A 14,282-nucleotide genomic window follows, 5' to 3' on the forward strand; every position below is an offset into this window, starting at 1 on the left:
GTACGGTGTTCCTCGGGCTTGACAACCGCTAATTAGCTGTTGGCCGGTACGAACACTGGGACGACAAACCCGTCGTCATTCTCGCGGAAGGCGATCACCAGTTCCAGGTCTGGGCGTAGATCGTCGCCGCTGCAATCGTCCACCACCGTCATCAGCCGTGGCCCCTCGAGGAGGTCCACCATCGCCAACACGTAGGGCACACGGGAGTCAAAGGGCGGGCCATTCTGATGGATCACGCTCCAGGTGTAGAGCCGTGCGCGTCCGCTGGCCGGCGCCAGCTCGACGTCGTCGCCCCAGCAATGCGGACAGAAAGGCCTCGCGTACAACGAGTTCCGGCCGCAGCTCCGGCAGGCGTTCACCATCAGAGTGCGGTCCTGCACCGCGGACCACCACGCTTGCCCGTCCGTGTCGATCGTGGGCCGGTCAGGAGTCGTCATTACTGCCTCCCGAGAATCATGGTGGCGCTGTGGGTGAAAAAGCCGCCCATGGCATGTACGCATGCCAAGTTCGCGTCATCGACTTGGCGTGGTCCGCATTCCCCGCGCAGTTGCCTCACGGCCTCCACCATGAGGAACATTCCGCGCATCCCGGGGTGACATGACGCCAACCCGCCGCCATCGGTGTTGGTGGGCAGCGCCCCGCCGGGTCGTAAGGCGCCCGACCCGATGAAGGACCCGCCCTCGCCTTTGGCGCAAAAGCCGAGGTCTTCCACGGTCAACAGGACGGTGGAGGTGAAGGAGTCGTAGAGCTGGCATACATCGATATCGCCCGGACCGACGCCGGCCTGCGCGAACGCCCGCGGACCAGACCGCGCCGCCGCCGACGTGGTGAAATCGGGCCACTGACTCATGCTGACGTGCGACGTCGCATCGGCGGCGCCGAGAATCCAAACCGGTTCCTTCGCGCAATCTTTCGCCACCCGCTCGCTGGCAAGCACGACCGCGCCGCCACCGTCGGTGCGCAAGCACACGTGCTTCGACGTGAACGGGTCCGCCAACATCGGCGCGGCCGCGACGTCGGCAACTGTGATGCGGTCCCGTTCAAATGCGTTCTCATTCAACGACGCCCACTCGTGGGCGGCGACTGCGACTTCGGCCAGCTGCTCGACGGTGGTCCCGAATTCAATCATGTGACGCCGCGCCGCCATGGCGTACTTGGCGATCAAGGTGGCACCGTAGGGCGCCTCATACTGCAACACGCCTCCGGTGCCCATCGCCGCAGCAGAGGTGCGAATCTGACGCTTGACGTCAGAGCGAGCGGTCGAACCGTAGGTCAGCAGAGCAACCTCGATTTCCCCCGCCGCGATCGCCGACGCGGCGTGGCCGGCCATCACCTCCCACGACGATCCACCGACATTCGTCGCGTCGACCCAGGAGGGTTGCAGGCCAAGGTATTCGCTGACTTCCACCGGGGGCAGTAGCGATCCGTGACCCCCGAAACCGTCGATGTCGTCTTTGGAGAGACCGGCGTCCGCGACGGCGCGCCGCGACGACTGCGCCATCAGTGCCATCGCGGTCTTATCAGGAACGCGTCCGCAATCGGAGAGGGCTGCGCCCACAATGGCGACGCGGTTCGACGGCATAGCTAATGGTTATCACATCAGAGCCGGCGCCGATAATGACCGTTGACGATATCGTGGAAACAGCATTCTCGGTCCGCTACGGTTAAGCGCATGGCGGCGGCGCTGAGGGATGCATTGCGGGGCGAAGCGCTTGTCCTGTGTCTCGCGCTGCTGAATTCACGCACTCCGGAGGTGCCCGCGATCGCGGCGGCCAGTGGGTATGACGCCGTCTACGTCGACCTCGAGCACACAGCAACGTCGCTGGAGACAGCGCAGATGTTGTGCGCAACCGCGGCCGGTGCCGGAATCGCCGGCCTGGTGCGCGTGCCGTCGCACGATCCCAGCGTCATCGCACGGGTGTTAGACGGTGGTGCAGTGGGAATCATTGTCCCACACGTCAATTCGAAAGAAGAGGCAGAGGCGGTCGTTCAGGCTGCGCGCTTTCCCCCGATCGGGCATCGGTCGATTTCCGGCCCCAACGCGGTGAGCGGATATCAGCCGCGGGCAGCAGATGAATTGGTGGAGTTGCTGGAACGACGCACGGTGGTCGCCGTGATGGTCGAAACGCCCGCGGCGGTCGAGGCATCTGACGCGATCGCCGCAGTCGAGGGGGTCGACATGATCCTGGTCGGTCCGAGCGATCTGACCGCAGAGATGGGTATTCACAGGCAGTATGAGAATGCTCATTTCCATCGTGCAGTAGAATCGGTCGCGGCGGCTTGTCGTGATCACGGCGTGGCGCTCGGGATAGCCGGAATAAAGTCTCTTGACCTGCTGAATCGTTTCGTGGGCCTGGGATTGCGATTCGTCTCGGCGGGAACTGACGTCGGGATGATGACCGAGGCGGCTACCGCCCGTGCGCGCGCGCTCCGTGGGCTCGAGGGGCCGCAACGAGAACCCTCGTGATCAGTCCCAACCGATAGCTTCGCAGCGACGTCGACAAGACCTGGAGGACCGGATGCCCACCGCCATCTACACCGAACCCGTTGCCGATTCAATGGCGTGGACCGGGTCGGACTTCGCGAGCAAGGAAGACTTCGCGTTCGACCTGTCGAAGCGCAATGTGGCTGCGCTGGAATCAATTCTGGCCAAGACTGCTCATAAGGACCGGGATGAGATCACCCCCGAAGACGCTCGGCACCCAGACCTCGACGACGATCTGGGCCGGCTATACCACGACTTGATGTACGGCAAAGGGCTGGCGTGCGTGCGCGGCTTTCCCGTCGAGCAGCACGCCATTGAGGATCTCGAACGCATCTACTGGGCGTTCTGCACGCACCTCGGTTACCTGGTGTCGAACAACTCATTCGGCCACCGGATGGTGCGCGTTCAGGAGGAGATCCTGCCCGGGGGCGTGCAACCCGCGCGCGGCACCAAGTCCCGCGCGGAACTGGCCATGCACAACGATGCGGCCGACATCTTGTCGCTGCTGTGTGTGTACCCGGCGGCACAGGGCGGGGAGAGCCAGTTTGCCAGCGGACCCGCGGCCCACAACCGGATCCTTGCCGAACGCCCGGACCTGCTCGAGGTCCTCTACCAGGGATTCCCACACCACCGACGCAGCGAACAACCCGATGATCAGCCCGACGTCACGCCCTACGACGTCCCGGTGTTCTCTCAGATCGACGGGCGAATCTGCATCAACTTCACCTACAGCAGCATCCTGCCGGCGATGAAGACACTCGGCCGCGAATTCACGCCGCAACAAGAGGAGGCGGTCGAGCTGCTCCGCAACATCCTCGTCGAGCAACAAGTGGAATTCCGTTTGGAATCGGGGGAAGCGGCGGTTGCCAACAACTTCGCGATGTGTCATTCCCGGTCTGACTTCGTCAGCAGTAACGATCCCAAGAAAGCACGCTGCTTCCTGCGTGCGTGGATGGAAGTTCCGCTCGCGGATCGTAGACTGCCGCTGGGCCGCGAGTACTTCCACATGGAAAATAAAGACCTGCGTCTCGGATACGACGTGGTGCCCGGTCGTGACGGCACGATTGCACGCAACGACTACCGCAACGTCGACCCGGCACTTGCCGACATGTTCAAGGCGGCGCAGGCGAAACCCAAGGCGCGGCCATGACGGCCGGTGCACCAGCAGGCGCCCACCAGAGATGACCGACGCGCCACGACCGCGATTGGTCGTTGAGCGGTGGACTGACCCCGCCGCCGGAGATGTCCTTGCGCAGTCCGATATCGACATCATCGGTCTCGACCTGACGGCGCCTGCCGAACAAGGTTGGGCAGCACTGGAATCTGCGCATGGTTATCAAGTCGCCACGCGAACCGACGTCGCCCGCGTCACCGACGGCGCCCAGTGGTTGGCCGGAGAGTCACTAATCAAACGCTGCCCGTCCCTGCTCGCGGTCTGTTCGGCCGGGGCCGGCTACGACGTCATTGACGTCGATGCGTGCACGCGCGCCGGGATAGCGGTGTGCAACAACTCCGGGCCGGGGGCCGAGGCTGTGGCCGAGCACGCCCTGGGGTTCATGCTCGACCTCGCCAAGAAGATCACCGTGTCCGACCGAGCATTGCGCCGCGGGCCGCTCGGAGATCGGATGGTGTTGCGGGGAAGTCAGCTATTCGGCAAGACCCTCGGCGTCGTCGGACTCGGCGCCATTGGCGGCCGACTGGTCGAGCTGTGCGCACCATTCGCCATGGAGGTCTTGGTCTTCGATCCCTACGTCGATCAAGCGGCTGCCGCGATGCGCGGTGTCCGGCAGGTGAGCCTTGACGAGCTCATCGAGCGCTCGGACTTCGTCCAAGTGACGTGCCCACTCACGAAGGAAACCCGCGGGCTCATCGGAAAAGAGCAGTTCGCCGCGATGAAGCCGACTGCCTTTTTCATCACCACAGCCCGCGGGCCCGTGCACGATGAGACGGCACTGCTCGACGCACTCGTCACAGGTGAAATTGCGGGGGCGGGCCTCGATGTGTTCCACGAAGAGCCCCCCCGGCACGACAACCCGCTGTTGCAGCTCGACAACGTCGTTGCCACACCGCACACCGCCGGCATCACCGTAGAGGCCGCGCGCGATATCGCCATCGCGACCGCGACGCAATGGCAGACGATCTTCGATGGCCAGATGCCACCGCGCCTGTTGAATCCGGATGTCTGGCCCCGGTACTGCGAGAGATTCCACGAGATCCTGGGTGAGTATCCGACTGTCCGCGTCGCGACAGCCCCGTCGACGCACTAAGAGAAGGGCCCCGATCAGGTGACACGCTACGAGACGATCGAGGTCGAGGTCAGGGATCACACCGCGTGTGTGACTCTCAACCGTCCCGAGGTGCTGAACGCGATCAACGACGAGATGATCGCGGAACTCGGTGCGGTGTACGCGGAAATCGAAGGCTCGCAAGATATCTGGACGGTGATCATCACCGGTGCCGGCCGCGCGTTATGTGTGGGAGCGGACGTCAACAAGGCCGCCGACCACGACGTGGAGAACGCAGCCGGCATCGACAACCAGGGCGAACCCATTCTCAGCTCGCTGCGGCAATGGGATGCACCGCAGGAAGCGACGCCACCGTGGTTGCAGATGACTAAGCCAATCATCTGCGCGGTCAACGGGATTGCGTGTGGCGCCGGCATGGACCTGGTGACGACCGCGGACATCACGATCGCCTCGGAGCGTGCCTCTTTGATGGACCCGCATGTCAGCATCGGGGTGACCTCCGGGCGCGAAGGAGTCCGGCTCGCCCGGATCCTGCCGCTGCCGATGGCGATGCGGCTGATTCTGATGGGCAAACACGAGCGACTCGACGCGCAGCGCGCCTACGATCTGGGCGTCTTCACCGAGCTGGTCGCGCACGACTCATTGATGACGCGGGCGTGGGAGATCGCCGAAATCGTGAATTCCAATGCGCCGCTGGCTGTCCGGGGTTCACGGATGGCTGTGCGCAAGGGGCTCACCCTGCCGATCTACGAGGCCGAGCTCCTCGCCGAGAACTATCGCATGAAGGTTGCGCTGACTAAGGACGCTATCGAGGGCCCGCGGGCCTTCTTGGAGAAACGCAAGGCTAACTGGCAGGCTCGGTAACGCCAGCGCGCTACACCATTCCGAAGAAGTTCTTGGCGTTGGTGGACAGCACTTTTCGCTTGGTCGCCTCGTCCAGGCCCTCAGTGGCTTTGTTGGCTACTTCGGTGCTGTGCGGCCAATTGGTGTCGTTGTGCGGGTAGTCCGTCTCAAACATCAGCTGGTCTTCACCGACCAAATCGAGAATCCGGAAAGCGACCGGATCACCGAACGTGGAAAACCATACCCGGCCGGGGACTTGGGTGCTCGGCGGCTCGGTCAGCAGCGGATGGATACCGCCCCAGGCCCGCCGGTCTTCCCAGACCTCGTCGACGCGTTGTAGGTAGTACGGGATCCAGCCGGCTTGAGCCTCGGCGAACGCGAGTTTGAGGTTGGGAAACTGCCTGAGCTTGCCGGAGAACAGCCAGTCGACCATGGCGATGGTGCAGTTGACGGCCATCAGCGCACTGGTGACGACATGCGGAGAGTCCGGGGAGGACTTGGTCAACGACGAACTCGACCCGATGTGCAGCATGATGCCGACCTGATTTTGTTCGCACGCCGCGAAGAACGGATCCCAGTAGCCGCTGTGAATGGACGGCAGATCCAAACGAGAAGGCAGCTCTGAGAAGCAGATCGCGTGCATGCCCTTTGCCGCGACCCGTTCGACTTCTTTCGCCGCCAGCTCGACGTCCCACAGTGGGATGATGCCCAAGGGGATCAGCCGGCCGTTCGAGCCGCCTCCCCACTCATCGATCTGGAAGTCGTTGTAGGCCTGGACGCAGAGCTTGGCGAGCTCCCTGTCCTTGCCGTACAGGAAGCGTTGACCGCAGAAGCGCACCAGGGTATTCGGGAAGCAGGCCGAGGCCTCGATGCCGGCAATATCCATGTCGGCCAGCCGATCCTGAACGCGGTAGCATCCCGGCCGCATCTCGTCGTAGGTGATCGGGTCGGTGGTGAGCTCGTCGATTTCATATCCAGCGGCCGCGCTGATGAGGGGAATCGGGATCACCGAGTCCTCGTAGTGCCAGATGTCGGCGTCGCGGCCCTCGTCGTCTTCGATGAATGCGACGTCGGACGTGACGGCTGGATTCATCCGTCCGCGGGTGCGGACGATCCGCGGACCGATCTCGCGGTAGCGTGCCGGCAGCCGGCTGGTCCACAGGTCGGCGGGCTCCACCAGATGATCGTCCGGCGAGACGATTCGGATGTCGACGCTCAAGGTTTCACTCCTTCGACACGGGCTGCGGCTCCAGCCTCGGCACATTGACTCGAACATTGAGAATGACCATTTCCACCGTACCGCACGAGACTGGCGCGGCGCTCCCGGGCGTGCATATGCGGCCGGCGGCACTGGGGCCTGACTCCAATCGGCGCATGGCGGTTAGGAGTTGGAGGCAAAGGCGACTGGCATGCGGCGGCTATACCGAAGAGTAAAACGGAAATCGGCACTTTTTAGGAGTGACAATCAACATACACGTGTAGGTAGAACGCGCATTTTGTTAGGCCGGCGCGGTATTCTGGCTGCACTATGCCTACAAAGAAGCCCGCCAGATCCGACGTTGACTCCGGCTTGGAATTGGTCGATGCCGAGGTCGAGGTGCCCGGGTCGTGGCAAGAGCGCACGATCGAGCGGCGATTGAGCACGGCTAGAGCGCGCGCTCTCGCGCGCAGTTCGCGATTCCTGGCCACTGCCCTCGAACTGGTTGAGGAGTCGGGAAAGGCCGACTTCACCATCCAGACGCTCATCGACCGGTCGAATCTGAGCCTGCGGGCGTTCTACCAACACTTCGCCGGCAAAGAAGAATTGATGTTGGCGCTTTACGAGAACGTCACGAGTCAGTTCACTGAGGACATCCGACAAGACGTCGCCGCGGCTGACGGGCCAATGGAGCAACTTGAGGCCTTTTGCCGCGGCGTACTATCCCGCGCGGAGTCGTCGGAGGCCGTGGGCGGCCGAGTCATGACGATCTACAACCTGAGCTTGGAGATCGAGCGGCCCGACGACTTCGCCAAGGTGTGGGAGCCGCATCTGAAGCTGCTGACGAAGATCCTCACTTCATGCGCTCGGGCGGGACTGGTGCGTACCGACCTGACGCCTGCGCAGCTCACCACTTTGATGAACACGACGCTTACGGCGCTGGCGCAGATCGGCGTCTTCCATCTGGGCGGCAAGAGTCCGAAGCTAACCGAGGATCAGTTGTGGGCGTGGTGCAAACAAGCGGTCACACCGCCTCTTCAGGCCAAGCCGACCCGCAAGACTGCGCCGCGCGCGACTTCGAACCGTCGGCCTCGAAAGCTAACGGGGTAGGCCGAGCCCACGCTGCGCAATGATGTTGCGCTGGACTTCGCTGGTCCCCGCGTAGATCGTGGTTCCCAACGAGAACCGTAGTGAATGCTCGATCCTCCCGCGTTCAGGAGCGGTCGGCTCGAGGTAGCTACGTAATCCGTCAGTGCCGACGAGTTCAATCATGTCCTGGCTGGCGCGAACGAGCGCCTCGGTGCTGAACACTTTGGACATCGGGCCTTCCGATACTGGTATGTCACCTTGCTCGAGCATCCATACGCACCGGCGCAGCAGCAGCTCCGACACCTCGTTCTCCATCGCGACTCGGGCGAGTCGACGGCGGACGTCGCTGTTGGTAATAGGTTGTGTGCCTTGATCGTCGGGCGTGGTGGCCCACCGCTCCGAATGATGCAGCAGTCGTGTCAGGTGTGGGCCCCAGCCCGATGCGTGCTCATCCTGCAGGGACAGTCCAAGCACCTGCCATCCACCGTCGACCTCGCCTATCCGCCACTCGTCGGCGATGCGGACGTCGCTGTAGAAGGTGATGTTCGTGCGCTCCCCGGACAGCGTCCACACCGCTTGTGCATCAAAGCCGTCGGTATCGCACGGCACCAAGAACATCGTCAAACCTTTGTGTTTCGGCTTGTCGGGGTTGGTCCGCGCGAGTAGGAACACGTAGTCGGCGATGTGGCCGTTGGTGGTAAACATTTTGGAGCCGTTGATCACCCAGTCGTCACCGTCGCGGACCGCTTTCGTGGCAGCCGCGGCCACGTCTGACCCACACTCTGGTTCGGTGAAGCCGAGAGCGATGGTGATATCGCCGTTGAGCGCGCCGGGCAGAATGCTGTCCTTCATCGCCGGTGTGCCGATCTGACGGATGATCGCCGCGACCATCCTGGTGGTTTCCGAGAGGTAGACCGGCGCATCGGCGCGCATCAACTCCTCTTTGACGATCTGGTCGTCCCACAGATTGCGGTCTTGCCCTCCGAGCTCGACAGGCCACCCCGGCGCGAAGTAACCGTGCGCGACAAGCCCTTTCGCGAACTCGTCGTCGTGTGAAACACCACTGCGATAGAGACGCTCCTCGAATTCGGGGGTCAGGACATCGTGGAGGTGAGCCCGGACTCCGTCGCGGTACGCAGCGGTGTCTGCGTCGAGCTGAAAATGCATCTGTGCATGCCAATCTGTTGTCGCGTACGGCCAAGGCGAGTGTGGACGATAATGTTACTCTCAAATCTGAGAGCACAGATATCCGCACGTGATGGGACCGAAGCCGTGGATTTGAGCGTAACGGGCGAGCAACGACAGCTGGTGGATTCGTTCGCCGCTCTGTTCGCCCGCGAATCGACCTCCGAGCGTATCCGGGCGGTTGAGCCGTCGGGCTTCGACCTCAAGTTGTGGAAGGCGCTGCAGGAGACGGGCGCAGTCGAAATGTCGGTCGGTGAGGCTGCCGGAGGTTGGGGGGCATCGGAACTCGAACTCGGACTGATCGCTGAGCAGTTCGGTCGCGCGGTCGCCTCTGCTCCGCTCATCGAAGCGCAGATTGCCGCGCGCGTGCTGGCGCAATCGGGCGAGGCCGCCAAGGGGCTACTGAGCGCGGTTCTCGCCGGTGAGCACCTTGTCACGTTCGCGCCGCGCGAAGCCCGGGGTCCGCGGTTGGGCATGGTGCCCGGTGGAGCAGTGGCAGACCACGTCGTCGCTCTGGTCGAGGGCCGGCTACTGGCGATACCGATCGGGAGTAACCGCAATGCGGTGGCGAATCTAGCGTCAATGCCGTTGGCAGACATCACGATCGACGATGAACCTGTCGTGCTCGCTGAAGGATCAGGTGCACGTGAAATGTTCTCCACTGCTCTCGACCTGTGGCTGGCGCTGACCGCGATTGCGATGGCAGCCGCGGCCAAACGGGCCGTGGAGATGGGCGTCGACTACGCCAAACAACGCCATGCCTTCGGCACCGCGATCGGCACGTTCCAAGCCGTGTCGCACCCCTTGGCCGACAGCGCCACCGCCGCCGACGGGGCACGGCTGCTCGGACTCAAGGCGGCGTGCGCCTTCGCCGACGAGCCTGATCGCGTCCGCGAACTGGCGGCGATGGCGTTTGCGTTCGCCTACGAAACGGCGCGCGACGCCACACGGCGCAGCCTGCAGATCCACGGCGGATACGGGTTCGGCATGGAAGGCGACATCCAGCTTTACTACCGCCGGATACGAGGTTGGGCAATGGTTTTCGGTGACCCCGCCAGCGCCCTGGACCGCGTAGCTGATGCGCGCTATGGGGCCGTGGCGGGCTGAGCCGGTTCGCGAGGCTCCATCACCGCGAAGCTCAGCGTCGCTCGGGCGGCCAGCCGATCCCTGGCCACGTCAACGACGTCGACCGCGACGACGATCAATCGCTTGCCCGCGCGAACCAGCGTCGCGGTGGCCCGAGCCGGACCTTCGACTATCGGCGCGAGAAAGTGAATCGACATGTCGGCGGTGCCCGCTCCGGCCTTGGCGTACTTGATCGCGAGCCGACCGCCTGCCACATCGATGAGTGTGGCAAGCAGGCCACCCTGGAGCGCACCGCGAATGTTGACCAGATCGTCGCGGTTCTGCAGATCCACCACCACCGTGTCATCGTCGTCGACCACGTCGTAGAAGGGCAGCTGCTCGAACAGGTGGCCCGGGATGGTCACCTCCATGGGGCGAGGAGTGGGTGTCACGCGTCGGCCCGCACCCGGTCTTTCACCGACGTGACAATCGGGGGAGCGGTCCGCCAATCTGGAACCCCTTGTTCCTCACCGGCAGTCGCACGCTTGTCGTCACGCACTCCCACCCAGTGCGAGTGGTTGAGCTGATGCAACGTGAAGCACGACTGCAGGGCGTTGTAGAAACCCATGTTGTCGACGGACTGGTTGACCGACTCTTTGATCAGCAGGGCCGCCATCGTCGGCACTGTGGCGATGCGCCGAGCCATCTCCAAGGTCCGTTCCGCTAACTCTTCACGCTTGAAGATCTTGCTGACCATCCCGAGCCGGTAGGCCTCCTCGATCTCGATGGCGTCGCCGGTCAGCATGAGTTCCTTGGTGCGGCGCGGTCCGAACTCCCAGGGATGGCCAAAATACTCCATGCCGCACATGCCGAGTCGGGTGCCGACGACGTCGGCGAATCGAACTTCCTCGCTGCCGACGATCAAGTCACACGCCCAGATCAACATCAGGCCAGCCGAGAACACATCGCCGTGGACCTGGGCGATGGTGATCTTGCGAAGGTTGCGCCAACGCAGGTTGTTTTGGAAAAAGTAGTGCCATTCCTGCAGCATGATCTTCTCGGCGCCCTCGCGGGTCCCACCGTTGATCTTTGCCGTGGGGTGTTGGTCCGGTCCAGGAGTGAACTCGGCGCGGGCTTGCTTGGAGCCGATGTCGTGACCGGAGGAGAACATCGGGCCCTCGCCGGCGAGGATGACGACGCGGACATTGTCGTCGGCCTCGGCTTTGGCGAACGCGTCGTCCAGTTCGACCAACATGCCGCGGTTCTGCGCATTGCGTTGTTCGGGACGGTTCAGGGAGATCCGCACGATCTGGCCGTCGTCAAAGGACTCCCACTTCAGGAACTCGTACTCGCTCATCGCTTCCTCCACGGTTCTCTCGCTACGGCAATGGTGTTATCAACATATGAGAAGGTATGTTCTCACAGTTAGTGGCGATGACCGGAAGGGGTGCGGATGGCGGACGGTCAACGCAGTCCGCGAGTAATTCTGTGGGGTCCTGGCCAGGTCGGCGTCGGCGCATTGCGCGCCCTGATCGCACATCCGGGACTCGAGCTGGCCGGGGTGGTGGTGCACGCCGAAGCCAAGGACGGCAAGGACGCCGGCGAACTCTGCGGAATGCCGGTCACCGGCATCATCGCCACGCGCGACGTGGATGCCGCGCTGTCGATCGACGCCGACGTGGTCGCCTACTTCGCGTCGGGGGACTATCGCTATCACGAAGCCGCGCATGACATCGCGCGCTGCCTGCGCGCGGGCAAGCATGTGGTCTGCACATCGCTGGTCCCGATGTGCTACCCGCCGGCCGCCGACAAAGAAACGGTCGAATTGCTCCAAGCGGCATGTCTGGAGGGCGACACCAGCTTCTTCAACAGCGGCGTCGACCCCGGCTGGGCCAACGACGTCATCGCGTTGACGATGACCGGCTTCAGCAGCCGCGTCGACAGCATCACCATGCTCGAGATACTCGACTACGGCCCCATCAACCAACCCGACATCATGTTCGACTTCATGGGTTTCGGCCACACCCCCGATCATCCGGCGCCGCTATTCGACCCCGAGCGTCTCGCCGCGCTGTGGGCGCCCACCGTTCACCTGGTCGCTGACGGCGTCGGGCTGCCGCTTGACCGCGTCGACACCTCGATCGAGAAGTGGTTGGCCACAACGCGATACGAGGTCGCCTCAGGCTGGATCGAGCCGGGCACGATGGGCGGAATGCGCTTCAAACTTGCTGGCATCGTGAACGGGGAGGAGCGCGTCGTGCTGGAACACGTCACACGCATGGGCGACGGCTCCGCACCGGACTGGCCGCGGCATCCCTCGCCGCACGGCGGCTACCGGGTCATCGTCGACGGCCTGCCCACCTACACCGTCGACATCGAGATGCACGGCCGGGGTAACAACATGCGCGGCCTGACCTACGCCACCGTCATGCGCGAACTCAACGCGATCCCTGCCGTGATGGCCGCGCCGACTGGATTGCTGTCGACACTCGATCTGCCCCTGGTCACCGGCCCCGTCCGCGGCGGAACCTGGCGCGGTGTGATGCCCGCGGCGGCGACGCCGTGAGCGGGCAGATCGTGCCGCCGGTGCCCGCAGATCTGTGGGAGGTCATGCGGACGTCGTCGGCAGTGCGGCGCTATCGCGATGACCCCGTCTCTGACGAGGTCATCGAAACCTGTCTGCGCGCGGCGAGTTGGGCGCCGTCCGGTGGCAACCAGCAGCCGTGGAAGTTCGTCGTCCTTAGGTCGAGCAGCGTGCGCGATGTGATCACCACCGCGGCCCACCAGACATGGGACGTGATGGCCGAGTTCTACAAGTTCTCGATGCCCGAGGACACGGCAGACGACCCCAAGTCACGCGTTCTGCGGGCGATGGCCGAACACATGCGCGTCGGCGGGGCAGCGCCGGTGCTGGTGCTGTTCTGCGTCCAGCCGCAGCGAGGTACCACGGAATTACAGCAGGGCGGCTCGATCTTTCCCGCCGTGCAGAACTTCCTCCTGGCGGCGCGTGCGCAAGGTCTCGGCGCGGCGATCACCCTGTGGCACGGGTCGTGTGAAGACGAATTACGTTCCATGGTCGGCATTCCCGACGACTGGAAGATCGCCACTCTGCTGACGGTCGGCTGGCCCAAGGGCGGACATCACCCGGTTCGGCGAAAGCCGCTCAATGAGGTCGCGGCGACCGACCGTTGGGATCAATCCTGGGGGACGAAGGCGACATGACGGTAAGCACCCCGGAGATCTCGCTGTACCTGAAGACCTTCACCGACGGCCCCCAATATGATTGGCGCGCAACGCTGGCTATCGCACAAGCGATGGACATCGCGGGCATCGATCGCGTCGTGGTGTCCGATCACGTTGTGTTCGGAGAACATCCCGAGGCCTATGCCGACCCGGCCGTGGGCGGGGTATCCGGGGGTCGCCAACCCACCGGGCCCGACGGAAGCTGGTTGGAACCGCTCGCTGTTCTGACGGCGATCGCGGCCACCACGACTCGGATCCGACTCGGAACGTCGATACTGCTGGCCGCGCTTCGGCGACCCGCCGTGCTGGCCAAGCAACTCGCAACAATCGACGTGATATCCGGCGGCCGAGTCGATCTCGGTGTCGGAGTGGGTTGGCAGCGCGAAGAATACGACGCCGCCGGTCTGTCATTTGCTCGTCGCGGTCGACTGTTGGATCACACTCTCGAAGTCTGCAAGGCGCTATGGACCGAACAGCGCGCGTCCTACGATTCACCCGAACTGTCCTTCGAGGGGATCCACCAGATGCCCAAGCCGGTCCAGTCCGGCGGCGTGCCCTGCTGGATCAGCGGCACCGTCAACGACGCCGTCGCAAAGCGAATCGCGCGATTCGGCAGTGGCTGGATCCCCTGGGGCTCCGCGTTCGCTGACCTGCCCACCGCAATCACGGCGATGAAAGACAAAGTGGTCGACCACGGCGGCGACCCCAGCAATCTGCAGGTTCAAGGCGCCGCGCGAGCCGTCAAGGGCGATGACGGATCGATCGACTACGCCGCGTCCGTCGCATCGGTACCCGCACTGGTTGCCGCCGGCGTGACCGATATTCGGTTCACTATTGCGGTGCCCGACAATGGTTTGCACGCTGTCGAGGTCCTGTCCCCGCTTGTCGAGGCGTTCTGCGGCGTCACCCGTTAAGAAGCGTCTACCCG

Annotated in this window: 14 protein-coding genes and 1 pseudogene; 9 read left to right on the forward strand and 6 right to left on the reverse strand. The window is 63.7% G+C overall.

Features of this window, described 5'->3' with window-relative positions; translation table 11 throughout:
* Positions 1 to 32 precede the first annotated feature (32 nt).
* On the reverse strand, positions 33 to 437 hold the full coding sequence (locus A5658_RS09130; protein ID WP_067333167.1) for a Zn-ribbon domain-containing OB-fold protein: 405 nt from the start codon (positions 435 to 437) through the stop codon (positions 33 to 35).
* Complete coding sequence (locus A5658_RS09135) at positions 437 to 1,582, reverse strand: acetyl-CoA acetyltransferase (protein WP_067333168.1); 1,146 nt, start codon at positions 1,580 to 1,582, stop codon at positions 437 to 439. The genes A5658_RS09130 and A5658_RS09135 overlap by 1 nt, the downstream gene beginning before the upstream one ends.
* A 35-nt stretch (positions 1,583 to 1,617) precedes the next feature.
* Here A5658_RS09135 and A5658_RS09140 point away from each other — a divergent pair.
* The 4 genes and pseudogenes from A5658_RS09140 (at position 1,618) to A5658_RS09155 (ending at position 5,595) form a co-directional block, all read left to right on the forward strand.
* A pseudogene (locus A5658_RS09140) lies at positions 1,618 to 2,467 on the forward strand (HpcH/HpaI aldolase/citrate lyase family protein).
* Positions 2,468 to 2,519: 52 nt separating this feature from the next.
* Complete coding sequence (locus A5658_RS09145; RefSeq protein ID WP_067333170.1) at positions 2,520 to 3,635, forward strand: TauD/TfdA family dioxygenase; 1,116 nt, start codon at positions 2,520 to 2,522, stop codon at positions 3,633 to 3,635.
* A gap of 31 nt (positions 3,636 to 3,666) precedes the next feature.
* The gene (locus A5658_RS09150; protein ID WP_067333171.1) at positions 3,667 to 4,752 is read left to right on the forward strand and encodes a hydroxyacid dehydrogenase; all 1,086 of its coding nucleotides are present in this window, start codon (positions 3,667 to 3,669) and stop codon (positions 4,750 to 4,752) included.
* Positions 4,753 to 4,770: 18 nt separating this feature from the next.
* Positions 4,771 to 5,595, forward strand: coding sequence for an enoyl-CoA hydratase/isomerase family protein (locus tag A5658_RS09155; protein WP_067333172.1), 825 nt, complete (start codon positions 4,771 to 4,773; stop codon positions 5,593 to 5,595).
* A 10-nt stretch (positions 5,596 to 5,605) separates the two neighbouring features.
* Here A5658_RS09155 and A5658_RS09160 read toward each other — a convergent pair whose 3' ends face one another.
* On the reverse strand, positions 5,606 to 6,793 hold the full coding sequence (locus tag A5658_RS09160; RefSeq protein WP_067333173.1) for an amidohydrolase family protein: 1,188 nt from the start codon (positions 6,791 to 6,793) through the stop codon (positions 5,606 to 5,608).
* Positions 6,794 to 7,102: 309 nt separating this feature from the next.
* Here A5658_RS09160 and A5658_RS09165 point away from each other — a divergent pair, with 309 nt between their 5' ends.
* The gene (locus tag A5658_RS09165) at positions 7,103 to 7,882 is read left to right on the forward strand and encodes a TetR/AcrR family transcriptional regulator (RefSeq protein ID WP_067333174.1); all 780 of its coding nucleotides are present in this window, start codon (positions 7,103 to 7,105) and stop codon (positions 7,880 to 7,882) included.
* Here the strand turns inward: A5658_RS09165 and A5658_RS09170 are convergent.
* Complete coding sequence (locus tag A5658_RS09170) at positions 7,871 to 9,028, reverse strand: acyl-CoA dehydrogenase family protein (RefSeq protein ID WP_067333175.1); 1,158 nt, start codon at positions 9,026 to 9,028, stop codon at positions 7,871 to 7,873. The genes A5658_RS09165 and A5658_RS09170 overlap by 12 nt on opposite strands.
* A gap of 105 nt (positions 9,029 to 9,133) precedes the next feature.
* Here A5658_RS09170 and A5658_RS09175 point away from each other — a divergent pair, with 105 nt between their 5' ends.
* Positions 9,134 to 10,153 carry an acyl-CoA dehydrogenase family protein gene (locus tag A5658_RS09175; RefSeq protein ID WP_067333176.1) on the forward strand — a complete coding sequence of 340 codons (1,020 nt, stop codon included), beginning with the start codon at positions 9,134 to 9,136 and terminating at the stop codon, positions 10,151 to 10,153.
* Here the strand turns inward: A5658_RS09175 and A5658_RS09180 are convergent.
* Both A5658_RS09180 and A5658_RS09185 read right to left on the reverse strand, forming a co-directional pair.
* Positions 10,132 to 10,542, reverse strand: coding sequence for a PaaI family thioesterase (locus A5658_RS09180; RefSeq protein ID WP_067333177.1), 411 nt, complete (start codon positions 10,540 to 10,542; stop codon positions 10,132 to 10,134). The two genes, A5658_RS09175 and A5658_RS09180, sit on opposite strands and share 22 nt — an antisense overlap.
* Positions 10,543 to 10,559: 17 nt before the next feature.
* A complete protein-coding gene (locus A5658_RS09185; RefSeq protein ID WP_067333229.1) occupies positions 10,560 to 11,468 on the reverse strand; it encodes an enoyl-CoA hydratase in 909 nt (302 codons plus the stop codon).
* Positions 11,469 to 11,564: 96 nt separating this feature from the next.
* Here A5658_RS09185 and A5658_RS09190 point away from each other — a divergent pair, with 96 nt between their 5' ends.
* Genes A5658_RS09190 through A5658_RS09200 form a run of 3 tightly spaced genes read left to right on the forward strand, consistent with a single transcriptional unit; the run spans position 11,565 to position 14,268 of the window.
* Positions 11,565 to 12,677 (forward strand): dihydrodipicolinate reductase, encoded by a 1,113-nt coding sequence (locus tag A5658_RS09190; protein ID WP_067333178.1) that lies wholly within the window; start codon positions 11,565 to 11,567, stop codon positions 12,675 to 12,677.
* 44 nt (positions 12,678 to 12,721) lie between these two features.
* The gene (locus tag A5658_RS09195; RefSeq protein ID WP_067333231.1) at positions 12,722 to 13,333 is read left to right on the forward strand and encodes a nitroreductase family protein; all 612 of its coding nucleotides are present in this window, start codon (positions 12,722 to 12,724) and stop codon (positions 13,331 to 13,333) included.
* Complete coding sequence (locus A5658_RS09200; protein WP_197503082.1) at positions 13,330 to 14,268, forward strand: TIGR03619 family F420-dependent LLM class oxidoreductase; 939 nt, start codon at positions 13,330 to 13,332, stop codon at positions 14,266 to 14,268. The genes A5658_RS09195 and A5658_RS09200 overlap by 4 nt, the downstream gene beginning before the upstream one ends.
* The last annotated feature ends 14 nt before the right edge of the window (positions 14,269 to 14,282 follow it).

Origin of the sequence: Mycobacterium sp. 1245111.1, assembly GCF_001673405.1 — a bacterium.
Taxonomy (GTDB): Bacteria; Actinomycetota; Actinomycetes; order Mycobacteriales; family Mycobacteriaceae; genus Mycobacterium.

Excerpts from the sequence above, each read along its gene's own strand:
- A5658_RS09130 (WP_067333167.1), bottom strand. The coding sequence starts at position 437 with ATGACGACTCCTGACCGGCCCACGATCGACACGGACGGGCAAGCGTGG.
- A5658_RS09135 (WP_067333168.1), bottom strand. The coding sequence starts at position 1,582 with ATGCCGTCGAACCGCGTCGCCATTGTGGGCGCAGCCCTCTCCGATTGC.
- A5658_RS09145 (WP_067333170.1), top strand. The coding sequence starts at position 2,520 with ATGCCCACCGCCATCTACACCGAACCCGTTGCCGATTCAATGGCGTGG.
- A5658_RS09150 (WP_067333171.1), top strand. The coding sequence starts at position 3,667 with ATGACCGACGCGCCACGACCGCGATTGGTCGTTGAGCGGTGGACTGAC.
- A5658_RS09165 (WP_067333174.1), top strand. The coding sequence starts at position 7,103 with ATGCCTACAAAGAAGCCCGCCAGATCCGACGTTGACTCCGGCTTGGAA.
- A5658_RS09170 (WP_067333175.1), bottom strand. The coding sequence starts at position 9,028 with ATGCATTTTCAGCTCGACGCAGACACCGCTGCGTACCGCGACGGAGTC.
- A5658_RS09180 (WP_067333177.1), bottom strand. The coding sequence starts at position 10,542 with ATGGAGGTGACCATCCCGGGCCACCTGTTCGAGCAGCTGCCCTTCTAC.
- A5658_RS09185 (WP_067333229.1), bottom strand. The coding sequence starts at position 11,468 with ATGAGCGAGTACGAGTTCCTGAAGTGGGAGTCCTTTGACGACGGCCAG.
- A5658_RS09190 (WP_067333178.1), top strand. The coding sequence starts at position 11,565 with ATGGCGGACGGTCAACGCAGTCCGCGAGTAATTCTGTGGGGTCCTGGC.
- A5658_RS09195 (WP_067333231.1), top strand. The coding sequence starts at position 12,722 with ATGCGGACGTCGTCGGCAGTGCGGCGCTATCGCGATGACCCCGTCTCT.
- A5658_RS09200 (WP_197503082.1), top strand. The coding sequence starts at position 13,330 with ATGACGGTAAGCACCCCGGAGATCTCGCTGTACCTGAAGACCTTCACC.